The following is a 15444-nucleotide window of genomic DNA, read 5'->3' as shown; positions in this document are numbered from 1 at the left end:
GATGGCGTAGAGCGATACCCATCAATGCCCCGTGTCATCAGCATGGGTATCGCTGCGCTCCACCCATCCTACCCAGTGCCACACCCCATCACCGCGCAAGACTCGCACCTACCATTCCGGTCCGATACAAATCCCGCGCAAAAAAACGGGCCCGAAGGCCCGCTGCTAAACGAGGGTGTTGCTCTCACCATCAATCAGTGCGCGATGCACACCGACTTGATCTCGGTATAGGCCTCGACCACGGCGCGGCCGAACTCGCGGCCCATGCCCGACTGCTTCACGCCACCAAAGGGCATGCTCGGGTCGAGCAGCACATGGGCATTGACCCACACGGTGCCGGACTCGATGCGCGGGACCATGTTCATCGCCTTGGACAGGTCGTTGGTCCAGAGGCTCGCGCCCAGGCCGTACTCGCTGTCGTTGGCCATCTCGATGGCCTGGTCTTCGTCGTCGAACGGCAGCACCGCCAGCACAGGGCCGAACACTTCGTCACGGGCCACGGCCATCTGCATGGTCACGTCGGCCAGTACGGTGGGCTGCACGTAGAAGCCAGTACCGCCGACCTGCTCGCCGCCGCAGACGATGCGCGCACCCTGCTCACCGGCGCGGGCAATGTGGTCGAGCACACTGCGCTGCTGCTTGGCGGAGACCAGCGGGTTGATCTGCGCGGTCGGGTCCATGCCTTCGCCCAGGCTCATGCCGGCGACGGCGGTGGCGAGCTTCTCGACGAACTCGTCGTAGCGCGAGCGGTGCACGTAGAAACGCGACGCGGCGGCGCAGACCTGACCGTTGTTCAGCAGGCCGCCGAGCAGCGCGCCTTGCACGGCGTTGTCGATGTTGGCGTCGGCGAGGACGATCATCGGGTTCTTGCCGCCCAGCTCCAGGGCGAAGCGGGTCATGTTCTGCACCGCGGCCAGGCCGACGCTGCGACCCACCGCGGTGGAGCCGGTGAAGGAGACCTTGTTGACCAGCTTGTGGCTGGCCAGGCCGCCACCGATGCGCGGGCCATCGCCGGTCACCAGGTTGAACACGCCGGCCGGTACGCCGGCCTCAAAGGCCAGTTCGGCCAGGCGCAGGGCGGTCAGCGGAGTTTCCGAGGCGGGCTTGATCACCACGCTGTTGCCGGTCGCCAGTGCCGGGATCAGCTTCCACACGGCGATCATCAGCGGGAAGTTCCACGGCACGATGCCGGCGACCACACCCAGCGGCTCGCGGCGGGTGTAGGCGGTGAACTTGGCGCCGGGCGGCAGCGGGATCGAGACGTTCAGCGACTGGCCTTCGATCTTGGTCGCCCAGCCGGCCATGTAGCGCATGAATTCGACGGTGGCACCCACGTCCAGCATGCGCGAGATGTTGATCGACTTGCCCTGGCTGAGGGTTTCCAGCTGGGCCAGTTCTTCGCCGTTGGCTTCCACCAGGTCGGCGAAGCGCAGCAGGATGCGCTCGCGGTCGGCCGGACGCAGGTCCGCCCAGACACGGGATTTGTAGGCAGCCTGGGCGGATTGCACGGCGCGATCAAGCAGGTCGGTGTCGATGTCAGCGACGCTGGAGATGGCTTTCCCGGTGGCCGGATTGAGCACGTCGGTACGGGCGCCGTCGGGCACCACCCAGGCGCCGTCGATGAAGCAGCCATGCTTGCGCTGCAGGAATTCAGCGACCTTGGGCAGGATTTCAGTGACGTTCATGGTCTCTCCTGAAGGATCAGTGCTGCTGGCTCAGCCAGCAGGTAAGCGCCCGCCGCTCGGCCGCGTCGGCCAGGCCTGCGAAGGGCATGTAGGTTCCGGGCACGGCGGCCTGGGGCTGGCTGACGAAGGCATCGAGGTTGTCGCGCGACCAGGCCGCGCCCTTGCTCTTCATCGCCTGGGAATAACTGAAGCCGGCGAGCGATCCGGCCATGCGGCCGACCACGCCATGCAGGTTGGGCCCCATCATGCCGGGGCCATCGGCCTTGGCGGTGTGGCAGATCGAGCAGTCGCGAGCGAACACGGTCTCGCCCTGCTGGGCGTCGCTCGCCGGGCATTCGCCAGCGAAGGCCAGGACCGGTTGCAGCAGCGCGCCGGCCAGCAGCAGGCCGAGGGCACCGATTCGGAGCTTGTTGCGGGACATCGGAAAATCACCTTCGAGAACAGCGTGCGGCCGAGAAGGCGCGCGTCATCGAAGGTGATTGTTGCCAGCGGCGCAGCGGCGGGTCTTTTCCTCTGTGCCAGACGTGTTGGCGGGAGTGCCAGGATGGCGTTCAGGTGAACCGGAGCAAGGCGGGAGAGCGTCCGCAGACAAAGTCCGCTCCTACGCTCGGCTTGGCTTTCCTAGAAGCAACTGTCTTCTTCTGAAAATTCGTGCTTGGGTTTCCCTCTCCCCCGCCCTGAAGGGAGAGGGAGCAGATCGTGCCGGTTGACGCCATAGCTTGATCCTGCACGAATAGTCCCCTCTCCCTTCAGCGAGAGGGTTAGGGAGAGGGCAGGTACCCGCGCAAGACTTCACATGGGGCGGACGCCGTCCGTGATCGGGATGACCGCAACGCAAAAGACTCAATTCGCGTAACGCTTGCGGTACTCGCCCGGCGACACCCCGAAGCGACCCTTGAAGGCGGTGGAGAAGTAGCTCGAATCGGAGAAGCCCCAGGCGTACCCGAGCGCCGACAGCTTCTGCTCGAACTGGGCGTTGCGCAGGGTCTCGGCGCAGAAGTCCAGGCGACGGTTCTTGATGTACTGCGCCACCACCAGGCCCTTCTTGGCGAACATGCGGTACAGGCCGCGCACCGAGATGCCCACTTCACGGGCAATCAGCTCCGGACAGAGTTCTTCGGCGCCGATGTGCTGATCGATGAAGGCCGTGGCCTTGCGGAACATGCGTTCGTGGTTGTCCTGCTCGGCGTCCTGGCTGGCCAGTGCCGGGCGCAACAGGGTCACCAGGGCATCCAGGGTCGCCTCGCTTTCCAGCATGCCGAGGCTTTCCTGCTGGCTGGTCTCGACGATCAGGCGGTTGGCGAGCACGGCGATCGGCGAACTGGCCGGGATCTTGGACGCACAGGTCACTTCGGACATGCGCAGGCCGCGTTCGATCACCTGGCGCGGCAGGATCAGCGAGAGCTGCCGGGACTCCTCCAGGTAGGTCATGTCGCTGGGCCGGCTGGCATCGATCAGGCTGATGTCGCCACGCGACAACTCCACGCGGTTGTCACCCTGCTCCAGGCGCGAGCGCCCTTCGAGCTGAAACACCGCGTAATAGTGCCCGCCGGCGCTGGAGCCGACTTCCTTGCTGGTCCGGTACAGGTGCACCTGGGCCATGTCGACCACGCTGAGCTTGATCGCGCCGCCCTGGTATTCGCGCAACCGTCCATGGAACTGGGGGCCGAGGGTACGCGCATCGAAACGACCGCACGCCCGGTTGACCTGTCCCAGCCACGCCTCGAAAGCGTCATCCCTCAATGTCGATGAAGAATTCATGACCTGCAAAGCCTCACACGCATTGTTTGTTGTTATTCAGCGACGGCCTCACGGACCTGTCGTCATCGTCCGGCGCCCATCTTCTCAGGAAGACCCTGCGCCGGTGTCCCCGCCCAGCCACCACGGCGCTGCAGAGCGGGAGGCATTTTTCACGCCAACTCCTGTCAGTTCAATCCGCCGAAGCGCTTGTAGAAGCTCTCGCCGACGTCCGGTAGCGGGCCGTCGGCGGTCTCCAGGTTGCGATTCAGCCAGTCCTCGGCCTTGGCGTGGATCAGTCGGTAGATGTTGCGGCACAGCTGCCGCGCCGCGCGCCCTTCCCAATCACCCGGCAGCAGTTCGTCGGGCAATTGTGGGTCACGCAGGAGCAACCGGCGGTATTCGTGGATCAACAGGGTGCGCGCCAGGAAGCAATCCTCCGGGCGCAGCTGGTCCTGCTCGCGCAGTGCTTGCCAGAGCGGGCGGAACAGCTGGATGAATTCGCTGTAGTGCTCACCGAGTTCGTCGATCTTCCAGCTCTCGCGCACCTGCATACGCATGGCGCGGGAGGCCAGGACATCCTGGGCGCGGGTTTCGAAGACGATGCAGTCGTCGGCCACGTCGAGGTCCTGCAGGGTCGCCATGACATCACTGCGGTCAGCACGCGGGCAGGCCATGACGGTCGGCGAAATGGCGCCGAAGCCTTGCCATTCCAGCTCCTCACGGACCTGCTTGCGCTTGTCGGCGGCGATCTGCGAGAGCATCACCAGGGTCCAGGAACCGTCCCAGGCCGGCAGGCTGGAGCTGTAGACGCGCTTGAAGGCCTTCTCGAAACGCCGCCGGCCGGTGCCGGTCAGGCTGTAATAGCTGCGTCGGCCGACCTTCTCGGCGGTCAGCCAGTCTTCCTTGGTCAGGCGGAAGATCGAGGTGCGGATCAGCCGCTCGTTGATGCCGAAGGGCTCCAGCAGATTGATCAGGCTGCCTAGCCAGACGGTACCGCCGTGGGGTTCGATGGCATCGCCATACAGGGTGATGATCAGCGAGCTGGCGCGGATCGGCGTCTGTTCCTGGAAGCGATTGATCAGCTGATTCAGCGGTGCTAGAGCGGTCATGGCACGTTGCGCAGTCGAAGGAGCGGCGACTATACCTGCCCGCCGCACCGCCTGGCCATTGGAGCGAACCCCAGTACTCATGCGCCCTTCCCTACCCCTGCCCCGACTTTGGGCCGGAAACCGGAATCGCCCAGGCGCGGGCGCTCTGCCTCCATTTCTGCCAGCGGCTGGCATTCCACCAGGCTTTCGATGCAGCGCCTGGCCAGGGACTGGTATTCCTCGGTGCCGCGGCGCTTCCAGGCGATTTCCTCGTCGCTCAAGCTGCGTTTGACGCTGGCCGGCGCGCCCATCACCAGGCTTTGCGGCGGGCAGTCGAACTTGGCCTTGACGAAGGCGGCGGCTGAAACGATGGAGCGCGCACCAATCTGCGCGTAATCCATCACCACGGCGTTCATCCCCACCAGGGCATCCTCGCCGATACGGCAACCGTGCAACACCGCGCCGTGGCCGATGTGGCCGTTGCGCTCGACGACGGTGTCGCTGTCCGGGAAGCCGTGCATGACGCAGGTGTCCTGAAGGTTCGCGCCTTCTTCGAGGACGATCCTGCCGAAATCGCCCCGCAGCGCCGCCAGCGGGCCGACATAGCAGCCCGGGCCGACAATGACGTCGCCGATCAGGACGGCGGTAGGATGGACATAGGCGGTCGGGTGAACGACCGGGCGCACACCTTCGAGGCTGTAGCAGGGCATCGGGTTCTCCTGCGGCACGACCGGTAATTCGGCATCACCGCACAAAGCGATTTGTTCTTCTGCAAATTTTGTATCACATCATGGCAAGTACCTCCAATCTAAATCTGACGTATCACTTCCGGACGCCCCTAACGGGACGGTAGAAAGGCTGATAAATCCAGTAAATACGCGACACACAGGGCTGCTTCCAACCACCCCTGACATCTACCCGATGGCACCGGCAGAAATACTTTAGACACGCGTTTCAACTTTTGTAGTTGTTTTTCCGTATCGCTTTAGGCCTATACTGCGGGAAGGCCGGAGACAGGCAACGCCTGCCTCCCATAATTCCAATACAGCCGGCCATGCAGCCGCGCGTGCAGCCTGAGGACGATGTCATGCCTCGCACCCTTGCCGTTCAGATGCCTGAAGCGGGCGTCCGCCTGATCACCCTGCAGCGCCCCGAGGCGCTGAACGCCCTGAACACCGAACTGCTCGGCGAACTGGCCGCCGAACTCGACGCCGCCGAGCAGGACAGCGAAACCCGCGCCGTGGTGCTTACCGGCAGCCGCAAGGCCTTCGCCGCCGGTGCCGACATCAAGGAAATGGCCGAGCGGGATCTGGTTGGCATCCTCAATGACCCGCGCGTCGGCTACTGGCAGCGCATCGCCGCCTTCTCCAAACCGCTGATCGCCGCCGTCAACGGCTTCGCCCTGGGTGGCGGCTGCGAGCTGGCCATGCACGCCGACATCCTCGTCGCGGGCGAAGACGCACGCTTCGGCCAGCCCGAAATCAACCTCGGCATCATGCCCGGTGCTGGCGGCACCCAACGCCTGCTGCGCGCCGTGGGCAAGCCGCTGGCGATGCAGATGGTGCTTACCGGCGAGGCCATCGACGCCCGCCACGCCCAGCGCGCGGGCCTGGTCAGCGAAGTCACCCAACCCGAATTCACCGTGGAGCGCGCCCTGCAGATCGCCCGCAGCATCGCCGCCAAGGCGCCGCTGGCCGTGCGCCTGGCCAAGGAAGCGCTGCTCAAGGCGCAGGACACCGACCTCGCCAGCGGTCTGCGCTTCGAACGCCACGCCTTCACCCTGCTGGCCGGCACCACCGACCGCGACGAAGGCATCCGTGCCTTCCAGGAAAAGCGCAAGCCCGCCTACCAGGGCTGCTGAACCTCCCCATTCTTACCGGCCATAGCCTGCCCATTGCTGGAGCGAGTCCGCACATGAACTTCGAGCACATCCTGTTTTCCATCGAGGACGGCGTCGCCTTCCTCAGCCTGAACCGCCCGGAGCAGCTCAACAGCTTCAACGCCGCCATGCATGGCGAAGTGCGCGAGGCGCTCAAGCAGGTCCGGCAGAATCCGGACGCCCGCGTCCTGCTGCTGACCGGCGAAGGCCGTGGCTTCTGCGCCGGCCAGGACCTGTCCGACCGCAACGTCGCTCCCGGCGCGGAAGTACCGGACCTCGGCCAGTCCATCGAGCAGTTCTACAACCCGCTGATCCGCACCCTGCGTGACCTGCCGATGCCGGTCATCTGCGCCGTCAACGGCGTGGCCGCCGGCGCTGGCGCCAATATCCCGCTGGCTTGCGACCTGGTGCTGGCAGCGCGCTCGGCCAGCTTCATCCAGGCCTTCTGCAAGATCGGCCTGATCCCCGATTCGGGTGGCACCTGGACGCTGCCGCGCCTGGTCGGCATGGCCCGCGCCAAGGCGCTCGCACTGCTGGGCAATCGCCTGAGTGCCGAACAGGCCGAGCAATGGGGACTGATCTACCAGGTGGTGGATGACGCCAGCCTGCGCGAGGAAGCCCTCACGCTCGCTCGCCACCTGGCCACCCAGCCGACCTACGGCCTGGCGCTGATCAAGCGCAGCCTGAACGCCAGCCTGAACAACAGCTTCGACGAGCAACTGGAGCTGGAACGCGACCTGCAGCGTCTCGCCGGCCGCAGCGAGGACTACCGCGAGGGCGTGTCTGCCTTCATGGAAAAACGCACTCCCAGCTTCAAGGGCCGCTGATCCATGAGCGCACTTTCGACAGACGCAAAAGTCGCGGTGATCGGCGCCGGCGCCATGGGCGCGGGCATCGCCCAGGTCGCTGCGCAAGCCGGCCACCCGGTGAAGCTCTACGACAACCGCCCGGGCGCCGCCGCCCAGGCCATTGACGGCATCGACCGCCAGGTCGGCCGCCTGGTCGAGAAAGGCAAGCTCGACGGCGCCGCCCGCAGCGCCATCGTCGCGCGCCTGCAACCGGTGGAAGCCATCGAGGCGCTGGCCGATTCGAAGCTGGTGATCGAAGCCATCGTCGAGAACCTGGAGGTCAAGCGCGGCCTGTTCCAGCAGCTGGAAGCGCTGTGCGCCAAGGACTGCATTCTCGCCAGCAACACCTCGTCGCTGTCCATCACCAGCCTCGCCGCGGGCCTCAAACACCCGCAGCAAGTGATCGGCATGCACTTCTTCAACCCGGCGCCGCTGATGGCACTGGTGGAAGTCGTCTCCGGCCTCGCCACCGATCCGGCGCTGGCCGACAGCCTGTATGCCACCTCGCTGGCCTGGGGCAAGAAACCGGTTCACACCAAATCCACGCCCGGCTTCATCGTCAACCGCGTGGCGCGCCCCTTCTATGCCGAGAGCCTGCGCCTGCTGCAGGAAGGCGCCGCCGACTGCGCCACGCTGGATGCACTGATGCGCGATGCCGGGGGCTTCCGCATGGGCGCCTTCGAGCTGACCGACCTGATTGGCCACGACGTCAACTACGCCGTCACCTGCTCGGTGTTCGCCGCCTACTACGGTGACTTCCGCTTCCAGCCCTCACTGATCCAGAAGGAACTGGTCGACGCCGGCCGCCTCGGCCGCAAGAGAGGCCAGGGCTTCTACGACTACACCGAAGGTGCCGAGCGCCCGCAGCCGGTGAGCCTGAGCAGCACCGCCGGCGTCGCCTCGTGCGTGCTGGAAGGTGATCTGGGCGTCGCCCAGCCACTGGTGCAGCGCCTGAAAGAGGCCGGTATCGAGATCACCCAGCGTGCCGGCAGCGGCGTGCTGCGCGTGGGCGACGCGGCAGTCACCCTGTCCGACGGCCGTCTCGCCAGTCAGCGCGCCAGGGAAGACGGCCAGCGCAATCTGGTACTGATCGACCTTGCGCTGGATTACGGCAAGGCATCGCGCCTGGGCATTTCCACCTCGGCCGATACCACGCCCGAAGCCCTCGACCAGGTCGTCGCCCTGCTCGCCAAGGCCGGAATCGCCGCCAGCCGCCTGAGTGACACCCCCGGGCTCGCCGTGCTGCGCACCGTCGCCATGCTCGCCAACGAAGGCGCCGATGCGGTGCTGCACGGTGTGGGCAGCGCGGGTGACATCGACCTCGCCATGCGTGCGGGCGTGAATTACCCGCAGGGGCCGCTGGCCTGGGCCGGACAGATCGGCATCGGCAAGGTGCTGCGCGTGCTCGACAACCTGCAGGCCGCCTACGGCGAGGACCGCTACCGCCCGTCCCTGCTGCTGCGTCGCCTGCATGCCGAAGGACGCCATTTCCATGACTGACGCCACCCAGCTGGCCCGCGACTGCGCCGAAGCCATGTACGAACGCGACCAGGCTACCCGCCGCATGGGCATCCAGTTGCTGGATGCCGGCCCGGGCAGCGCCAGGCTGTCGATGCGCGTGCGCGAGGACATGATCCAGGGCCACGGCACCTGCCACGGCGGCTACCTGTTCGCCCTGGCCGACTCGGCCTTCGCCTTTGCCTGCAACAGCTACAACGACGCCACCGTCGCCATCGGCTGCAGCATCGATTACGTGGCGCCGGCCCGCGAAGGCGACGAACTGATCGCCAGCGCCTCCGAGCAGAGCCGCAGCGGCCGCACCGGCAACTACGACGTGCGCATCGAGAATTCCCAGGGCCAGCTGATCGCCCTGTTCCATGGCAAATCCTACAAAGTGCGCGGCACCGTGCTGGCGCAGGAGACCTCCGAATGAGCGATATGACCGACGCCCTGATCATCGACGCCGTGCGCACGCCCATCGGCCGCTACGCCGGCGCCCTGTCCGGCGTGCGCGCCGACGACCTCGCGGCGATCCCGATGAAAGCCCTGATGCAACGCCACCCGGAGCTGGACTGGAGCGCCATCGACGACGTGATCTTCGGCTGCGCCAACCAGGCCGGCGAAGACAACCGCAACGTCGCCCACATGGCCTCGCTGCTGGCTGGCCTGCCGGTCACCGTGCCGGGCACCACGCTCAACCGCCTGTGCGGCTCGGGCCTGGACGCCATCGGCAGCGCCGCACGCGCCCTGCGCTGCAATGAAGCCGGGCTGATGCTGGCCGGCGGCGTGGAATCCATGTCTCGCGCGCCGTTCGTCATGGGCAAGTCGGAACAGGCCTTCGGCCGCAGCGCGGAAATCTTCGACACCACCATCGGCTGGCGTTTCGTCAACAAGATGATGAAGCAGCAGTTCGGCATCGACTCCATGCCCGAGACGGCGGAAAACGTCGCCGAGCAGTTCAACGTCAGCCGCGCCGACCAGGACGCCTTTGCTCTGCGTAGCCAGCACAAGGCCGCTGCCGCGCAAGCCAACGGCCGCCTGGCGAAGGAAATCGTCCCGGTGGAAATCCCCCAGCGCAAAGGTCCGGCCAAAGTCGTCGAGCAGGATGAGCACCCGCGCGGCGATACCACCCTGGAGCAACTGGCCAAGCTCGGCACGCCGTTCCGCGAAGGCGGCAGCGTCACCGCCGGCAACGCCTCGGGCGTCAACGACGGCGCCTGCGCCCTGCTGCTGGCGACCCCGGCCGCCGCCGCGCGTCACGGCCTGAAGGCCCGCGCGCGCGTGGTGGCCATGGCCACCGCCGGCGTCGAGCCACGGATCATGGGCATCGGTCCGGTGCCGGCAACCCGCAAGGTGCTGGAGCTGGCCGGCCTGTCGCTGAACGACATGGACGTGATCGAGCTGAACGAAGCCTTCGCTGCCCAGGGCCTGGCGGTCCTGCGCGAGCTGGGCCTGGCGGACGATGACGCCCGCGTGAATCCCAACGGCGGCGCCATCGCCCTCGGCCATCCGCTGGGCATGAGCGGCGCGCGCCTGGTCACCACTGCCCTGCATGAACTGGAGGAACGCTCGGGCCGCTACGCGCTGTGCACCATGTGTATCGGCGTGGGCCAGGGCATCGCCCTGATCATCGAACGAATCTGATCCATCGGCGGGATCGAACCCCGCACCGCCAGTCGCTTCCGTGCAACGACTGTCACGCAGAGCAACGTCTCTGGCAGGGGTTCGAATCCTTCCGCGAACGGGGGCGCTATGCTGCTCCCATGACACTCGCAGCCCTCACCAGGGCTGGCGTACAAGAACAAATCGAGTGAACCCATGAACATGTACCATGATGCCGAACGTGCCCTGCTTGACCCGATGGAAACCGCCAGTGTCGACGAGCTGCGCCAGCACCAGCTGGAGCGCCTGCGCTGGAGCCTCAAGCATGCCCACGACAACGTCCCGCTGTACCAGAAGCGCTTCGCCGAAGCCGGCGTGCACCCGGACGACCTGACCTCCCTCGACGACCTCGCCAGGTTCCCCTTCACCGGCAAGAACGACCTGCGCGACAACTACCCCTACGGCATGTTCGCCGTGCCGCAGAACGAGATCGTGCGCCTGCACGCCTCCAGCGGCACCACCGGCAAGCCCACGGTGGTCGGCTACACGCAGAACGACATCGACACCTGGGCCAACGTGGTCGCCCGCTCCATCCGCGCCGCCGGCGGCCGCAAGGGTGACAAGGTGCATGTGTCGTACGGCTACGGCCTGTTCACCGGCGGGCTGGGCGCGCACTACGGCGCCGAGCGCCTGGGCTGCACGGTAATCCCGATGTCCGGCGGCCAGACCGAGAAGCAGGTCCAGCTGATCCGCGACTTCCAGCCGGACATCATCATGGTCACCCCGTCCTACATGCTAAACATCGCCGACGAGATCGAGCGCCAGGGGGTCGATCCGCACAGCCTCAAGCTGCGCCTGGGCATCTTCGGCGCCGAACCCTGGACCGCCGAGCTGCGCCGCGCGGTCGAGGAACGCATGGGCATCACCGCCCTGGACATCTACGGCCTCTCGGAAATCATGGGCCCGGGCGTGGCCATGGAATGCGCCGAGACCCAGGACGGTCCGACCGTCTGGGAAGACCACTTCTACCCCGAGATCATCGACCCGGCGACCGGCGCCGTGCTGCCCGACGGCGAATACGGCGAGCTGGTGTTCACCTCGCTGTCCAAGGAAGCGCTGCCGATGATTCGCTACCGCACCCGCGACCTGACCCGCCTGCTGCCGGGCACCGCGCGGCCGATGCGGCGCATCGACAAGATCACTGGTCGCAGCGATGACATGCTGATCATCCGTGGCGTCAACGTCTTCCCGACCCAGGTCGAGGAGCAAGTGTTGAAGATCAAGCAGCTCGCCGAGTGCTACGAAATCCACCTGCACCGCAATGGCAACCTCGACTGCATCGATATCCACGTCGAGTTGCGCCACGATCTGCAGGGCCTCTCCGCTGACGAGCAGAAAGCCATCGGCAGCGAGCTGGGCAAGCAGGTCAAGACCCACATCGGCGTCAGCGCCCGCGTGCTGGTGCAGCCATCGCACAGCCTCAAACGCTCGGAAGGCAAGGCCTGCCACGTGTACGACAACCGGCCCAAGGGCTGAGTCTCTGCGTAATTGAAAAGCTCCGCTTCGGCGGGGCTTTTTGTTTTTCGCAGGAGCGCACTGGCTCGCGCCTATGCCTCTCACCCCAGCCCTTCGCGCCGCAAAGACCGCCCGTCGCCCGACCGACCTTCCCTGTCGATCCTCCACCCCGCCCTTCGACTACTCCTCAAAAGCAGGCGACATCCGGCCGCCTGCACACCCCGCAGGAGATGAACGATGAACTATGTCGATGGCTTCCTCGTACCGGTACCCACCGCCAAGCGCGAGCGCTACATCGAGGTGGCGCGCAAGGCCGCGGCGATGTTCAGGGAATACGGCGCGCTCGGCGTCGTGGAGTGCTGGGGCAACGACGTGCCCGAGGGCAAGGTGACCTCCTTCCCGATGGCGGTGAAGCTCAAGGAGGACGAAACCGTGGTGTTCTCCTGGATCACCTGGCCCAGCAAGGAGGCGCGGGATGCGGGCATGAAGCAGTTCATGGAGGACCCGCGGATGAAGACCGAATTCAGCGACATGCCCTTCGACGGCCAGCGCATGATCTTTGGCGGCTTCGAGACCATCGTCCAGGCCTGACGCCTGCCGCACAGCCCTTTGTAGGAGCGAGCTTGCTCGCTCCTAGACCCTCCAAAATTTCGCATTCGATTCATTCATAAAAATACATTTTCGTATCACTTCATCGGGATTCGAACGCACGAGCACTACACCCATCGTGCAAACCAGTACGCATCGAAATTTCATCATATACCCGCACATTCAGCGATTTTTATCGATTTTTCTCGATGAAAAACGCCCTGCCTCGCGCCCGACACAGCGCTGGAAAACGCTAAAGCGATACCCAATCCAATTACGACACATCATTTATTGTTAGACATTCATTTCTGTATCATTTAAAAATACAGCCATGGCCACGGCCGTCCCACGAACACGACAAAAGGCTGGAGACACAGCATGTACGCACAACTGGTTGAGACCGGCGTGAAGCGCATCAAGGCGCTGGACGAGATGTCGCCGGAAGAACGCGCCTTCCAGGAAAAGATCGATGCCGAGATCAAGATCGAGGCGAAGAACTGGATGCCCGACGCCTACCGCCAGACGCTGATCCGGCAGATTTCCCAGCACGCCCACTCCGAGATCGTCGGCATGCTGCCCGAGGGCAACTGGGTAACCCGCGCGCCGACCCTCAAGCGCAAGCTGCAGCTGATGGCGAAGATCCAGGACGAAGCCGGCCACGGCCTCTACCTCTACAGCGCCATGGAAACCCTGGGCGCCGACCGTGACGCCGAGATCGCCAAGTTGCATTCGGGCAAGGCCAAGTACTCGAGCATCTTCAACTACCCGACGCTGAACTGGGCCGACATGGGCGCAGTGGGCTGGCTGGTCGACGGCGCCGCCATCGTCAACCAGGTGGTGCTCCAGCGCACCTCCTACGGCCCCTACTCCCGCGCGATGATCCGCATCTGCAAGGAAGAGAGCTTCCACCAGCGCCAGGGTTACGAAATCCTCCTGACCATGATGCGCCACGGCAATGCGGCGCAGAAGGACATGGTCCAGGACGCCATCAACCGCCTCTGGTGGCCGGCCCTGATGATGTTCGGCCCGAGCGACGCCGACTCCCCCAACAGCGCCCAGTCCATGGCCTGGAAGATCAAGCGCCAGAGCAACGACGAGCTGCGCCAGCGCTTCGTCGACCAGACCGTGCCGCAACTGGAGCTGCTCGGCTGCACCGCGCCGGACCCGCACCTGAAGTGGAACGAGGAACGCGGCCACTACGACTTCGGCGACATCCAGTGGGAAGAGTTCTACGAAGTGCTCAAGGGCAACGGCCCGTGCAACACCGAGCGCGTCGCCACCCGCCGCAAGGCCATCGAAGACGGCGCCTGGGTCCGCGAAGCCGCGGTCGCCTATGCCCGCAAACAACAACAGAAAAAAGACGCCGCCTGAGCCGCGAGGAGAGAAAAGTCATGTCCGAGTGGACTTTGTTCGAAGTATTCGTCCGTAGCAAACACGGCCTGAACCACAAGCATGTCGGCAGCGTCCATGCCGCCGACGCCGCCATGGCCATCGAGAACGCCCGCGAGCTGTACACCCGCCGCAACGAAGGCGTGAGCCTGTGGGTCGTGCCCTCCGCGCTGATCACCGCCTCCTCCCCCGACGAGAAGGACCCGCTGTTCGACCCGTCGCAGGACAAGGTCTACCGCCACGCCAGCTTCTACGAGCTGCCGCCCGAAGTCGGCCACATGTGAGACGCGTGCGATGAATCCGAATTCCGACAAGATCGAATACCTGCTGCGCCTCGCCGACAGCGCCCTGATCCAGGGCCAGCGCCTGTGCGAATGGTGCGGCCACGCCCCGGCACTGGAAGAAGAACTGGCGCTGATGAACGTCGGCCTCGACCTCGTCGGCCAGGCGCGCAACTGGTACGAATACGCCGTGGAACTGCTGGACGACGGCCGCGATGCCGACGCCCTGGCCTTCCGCCGCGACGAGCGGGCGTTCCGCAACCTGCTGCTGGTGGAACAGCCCAACGGCGACTTCGCCGTGACCATCACCAAGCAGTTCCTCTATGACGCCTGGCACTTCCACGTGCTGCACGCCCTGAGCGCCTCCAGCGACGAGCGCATCGCTGCCATCGCTGCCAAGGGCCTCAAGGAAGTCACCTACCACCTGCGCCGCTCCGGCGAGTGGATGCAGCGCCTGGGTGACGGCACCGAACAAAGCCATGCGCGCATGCTCGCGGCGATCCCGCAGGTGTGGCGCTTTACCGTCGAACTCTGCAATGCCGACGAGATCGAGCAGCGCCTGTTCGCCGAGGGCGTCGCGCCGAACCCGGAAGAACTCGCTGCCGCGTGGAAAGCCAAGGTTGCCGACATCTTCGCTGCCGCGACCCTGCCGCTGCCCGAGCCTGCGGTGAACTTCTACCTCAGTGGCCGCCGCGGCGTGCACACCGAGCACCTGGGCATCCTCCTGGCCGAGATGCAGTTCCTCCAGCGGGCCTACCCCGATGCGACCTGGTGAGTTGATAACCAGCGACCGCGGCGCGCGCGCCGGCACGGCTGACGACCTCAGCCGCGCCTGGCACGTGCTCGGCGCGGTGATGGACCCGGAAGTGCCGGTGGTCAGCGTCGTCGAGCTGGGTATCGTGCGCGGGCTCGACTGGCAGGACGGGCACCTCCACGTGGTGGTCACCCCGACCTACTCCGGCTGCCCGGCCACCGAGGTTATCGAGCAGGACATCCAGCACGCCCTGGAGCACGCCGGCTTCGCCGCGCCACAACTGGAGCGCCGGCTGACCCCGGCCTGGACCACCGACTGGATCAGCGACAGCGGCCGCGAAGCCCTGCGCGTCTATGGCATCGCCCCGCCGGCCGGCAGCACCAGCAAACGCAGCCTGCTCGGCGAAAGCCCGGAAGTCTGCTGCCCGCAGTGCGGCAGCGCGCACACCGAGCTGCTCAGCGAATTCGGCTCGACTGCCTGCAAGGCGCTGTACCGCTGCGTCGATTGCCGCGAACCCTTCGATTACTTCAAGTGCATTTAGAAGCGGAGAAACGTCGCGAGCGCAGGCCAGGCAA

The 15444-nt window shown here is 65.6% G+C and carries 16 protein-coding genes; 11 read left to right on the top strand and 5 right to left on the bottom strand.

The genetic code is table 11. The features are described 5' to 3' along the window. Positions 1-194: 194 nt before the first annotated feature. From AC1ZV1_RS14905 to paaY, 5 genes are all read right to left on the bottom strand, one after another. Positions 195-1685: an aldehyde dehydrogenase family protein gene (locus AC1ZV1_RS14905; protein WP_484297432.1), complete on the bottom strand. Its 1491-nt coding sequence runs from the start codon at positions 1683-1685 to the stop codon at positions 195-197. A gap of 16 nt (positions 1686-1701) precedes the next feature. After that, the gene (locus AC1ZV1_RS14900; RefSeq protein WP_484297431.1) at positions 1702-2106 is read right to left on the bottom strand and encodes a c-type cytochrome; all 405 of its coding nucleotides are present in this window, start codon (positions 2104-2106) and stop codon (positions 1702-1704) included. 422 nt (positions 2107-2528) lie between these two features. After that, entirely contained in the window at positions 2529-3446 is a 918-nt protein-coding gene (gene feaR, locus AC1ZV1_RS14895; RefSeq protein ID WP_138523879.1) for a transcriptional regulator FeaR, read from the bottom strand. Between the two features lie 164 nt (positions 3447-3610). After that, positions 3611-4534 (bottom strand): phenylacetic acid degradation operon negative regulatory protein PaaX, encoded by a 924-nt coding sequence (gene paaX, locus AC1ZV1_RS14890; RefSeq protein ID WP_081519801.1) that lies wholly within the window; start codon positions 4532-4534, stop codon positions 3611-3613. A 77-nt stretch (positions 4535-4611) separates the two neighbouring features. Further along, entirely contained in the window at positions 4612-5223 is a 612-nt protein-coding gene (paaY, locus tag AC1ZV1_RS14885) for a phenylacetic acid degradation protein PaaY (RefSeq protein ID WP_484297430.1), read from the bottom strand. Positions 5224-5600: 377 nt separating this feature from the next. On the opposite strand from paaY, the gene paaF reads away from it, so the two are divergent. The 11 genes from paaF (at position 5601) to paaD (ending at position 15410) form a co-directional block, all read left to right on the top strand. Beyond that, positions 5601-6374 (top strand): 2,3-dehydroadipyl-CoA hydratase PaaF, encoded by a 774-nt coding sequence (paaF, locus tag AC1ZV1_RS14880; protein WP_484297429.1) that lies wholly within the window; start codon positions 5601-5603, stop codon positions 6372-6374. A 53-nt stretch (positions 6375-6427) separates the two neighbouring features. Continuing rightward, positions 6428-7219: a 2-(1,2-epoxy-1,2-dihydrophenyl)acetyl-CoA isomerase PaaG gene (paaG, locus tag AC1ZV1_RS14875; protein ID WP_484297428.1), complete on the top strand. Its 792-nt coding sequence runs from the start codon at positions 6428-6430 to the stop codon at positions 7217-7219. A 3-nt stretch (positions 7220-7222) separates the two neighbouring features. Then, positions 7223-8740, top strand: a complete 1518-nt coding sequence (gene paaH, locus AC1ZV1_RS14870; protein ID WP_484297427.1) for a 3-hydroxyacyl-CoA dehydrogenase PaaH — start codon at positions 7223-7225, stop codon at positions 8738-8740. Then, positions 8733-9173, top strand: a complete 441-nt coding sequence (paaI, locus tag AC1ZV1_RS14865; RefSeq protein WP_484297426.1) for a hydroxyphenylacetyl-CoA thioesterase PaaI — start codon at positions 8733-8735, stop codon at positions 9171-9173. The genes paaH and paaI overlap by 8 nt, the downstream gene beginning before the upstream one ends. Before the next feature lie 5 nt (positions 9174-9178). Continuing rightward, positions 9179-10384 carry a 3-oxoadipyl-CoA thiolase gene (gene pcaF, locus AC1ZV1_RS14860; RefSeq protein ID WP_484297568.1) on the top strand — a complete coding sequence of 402 codons (1206 nt, stop codon included), beginning with the start codon at positions 9179-9181 and terminating at the stop codon, positions 10382-10384. Positions 10385-10558: 174 nt separating this feature from the next. Continuing rightward, on the top strand, positions 10559-11878 hold the full coding sequence (gene paaK / locus AC1ZV1_RS14855; RefSeq protein WP_484297425.1) for a phenylacetate--CoA ligase PaaK: 1320 nt from the start codon (positions 10559-10561) through the stop codon (positions 11876-11878). 216 nt (positions 11879-12094) lie between these two features. Next, complete coding sequence (locus AC1ZV1_RS14850; RefSeq protein WP_484297424.1) at positions 12095-12448, top strand: DUF1428 domain-containing protein; 354 nt, start codon at positions 12095-12097, stop codon at positions 12446-12448. A 375-nt stretch (positions 12449-12823) separates the two neighbouring features. Next, positions 12824-13816: a 1,2-phenylacetyl-CoA epoxidase subunit PaaA gene (paaA, locus tag AC1ZV1_RS14845; protein ID WP_484297423.1), complete on the top strand. Its 993-nt coding sequence runs from the start codon at positions 12824-12826 to the stop codon at positions 13814-13816. Positions 13817-13836: 20 nt separating this feature from the next. Then, positions 13837-14118, top strand: coding sequence for a 1,2-phenylacetyl-CoA epoxidase subunit PaaB (gene paaB, locus AC1ZV1_RS14840; RefSeq protein WP_017520939.1), 282 nt, complete (start codon positions 13837-13839; stop codon positions 14116-14118). A gap of 10 nt (positions 14119-14128) precedes the next feature. Next, entirely contained in the window at positions 14129-14890 is a 762-nt protein-coding gene (gene paaC, locus AC1ZV1_RS14835; RefSeq protein ID WP_484297422.1) for a 1,2-phenylacetyl-CoA epoxidase subunit PaaC, read from the top strand. Further along, entirely contained in the window at positions 14877-15410 is a 534-nt protein-coding gene (paaD, locus tag AC1ZV1_RS14830) for a 1,2-phenylacetyl-CoA epoxidase subunit PaaD (protein ID WP_484297421.1), read from the top strand. The genes paaC and paaD overlap by 14 nt, the downstream gene beginning before the upstream one ends. Positions 15411-15444: the final 34 nt, after the last annotated feature.

This window comes from Pseudomonas sp. BB438, from assembly GCF_057180225.1.
This window is presented reverse-complemented; position numbering and strand designations above follow the sequence as displayed.

Excerpts from the sequence above, each read along its gene's own strand:
- AC1ZV1_RS14905 (WP_484297432.1), bottom strand. The coding sequence starts at position 1,685 with ATGAACGTCACTGAAATCCTGCCCAAGGTCGCTGAATTCCTGCAGCGC.
- AC1ZV1_RS14900 (WP_484297431.1), bottom strand. The coding sequence starts at position 2,106 with ATGTCCCGCAACAAGCTCCGAATCGGTGCCCTCGGCCTGCTGCTGGCC.
- feaR (WP_138523879.1), bottom strand. The coding sequence starts at position 3,446 with ATGAATTCTTCATCGACATTGAGGGATGACGCTTTCGAGGCGTGGCTG.
- paaX (WP_081519801.1), bottom strand. The coding sequence starts at position 4,534 with ATGACCGCTCTAGCACCGCTGAATCAGCTGATCAATCGCTTCCAGGAA.
- paaY (WP_484297430.1), bottom strand. The coding sequence starts at position 5,223 with ATGCCCTGCTACAGCCTCGAAGGTGTGCGCCCGGTCGTTCACCCGACC.
- paaF (WP_484297429.1), top strand. The coding sequence starts at position 5,601 with ATGCCTCGCACCCTTGCCGTTCAGATGCCTGAAGCGGGCGTCCGCCTG.
- paaG (WP_484297428.1), top strand. The coding sequence starts at position 6,428 with ATGAACTTCGAGCACATCCTGTTTTCCATCGAGGACGGCGTCGCCTTC.
- paaH (WP_484297427.1), top strand. The coding sequence starts at position 7,223 with ATGAGCGCACTTTCGACAGACGCAAAAGTCGCGGTGATCGGCGCCGGC.
- paaI (WP_484297426.1), top strand. The coding sequence starts at position 8,733 with ATGACTGACGCCACCCAGCTGGCCCGCGACTGCGCCGAAGCCATGTAC.
- pcaF (WP_484297568.1), top strand. The coding sequence starts at position 9,179 with ATGACCGACGCCCTGATCATCGACGCCGTGCGCACGCCCATCGGCCGC.
- paaK (WP_484297425.1), top strand. The coding sequence starts at position 10,559 with ATGAACATGTACCATGATGCCGAACGTGCCCTGCTTGACCCGATGGAA.
- AC1ZV1_RS14850 (WP_484297424.1), top strand. The coding sequence starts at position 12,095 with ATGAACTATGTCGATGGCTTCCTCGTACCGGTACCCACCGCCAAGCGC.
- paaA (WP_484297423.1), top strand. The coding sequence starts at position 12,824 with ATGTACGCACAACTGGTTGAGACCGGCGTGAAGCGCATCAAGGCGCTG.
- paaB (WP_017520939.1), top strand. The coding sequence starts at position 13,837 with ATGTCCGAGTGGACTTTGTTCGAAGTATTCGTCCGTAGCAAACACGGC.
- paaC (WP_484297422.1), top strand. The coding sequence starts at position 14,129 with ATGAATCCGAATTCCGACAAGATCGAATACCTGCTGCGCCTCGCCGAC.
- paaD (WP_484297421.1), top strand. The coding sequence starts at position 14,877 with ATGCGACCTGGTGAGTTGATAACCAGCGACCGCGGCGCGCGCGCCGGC.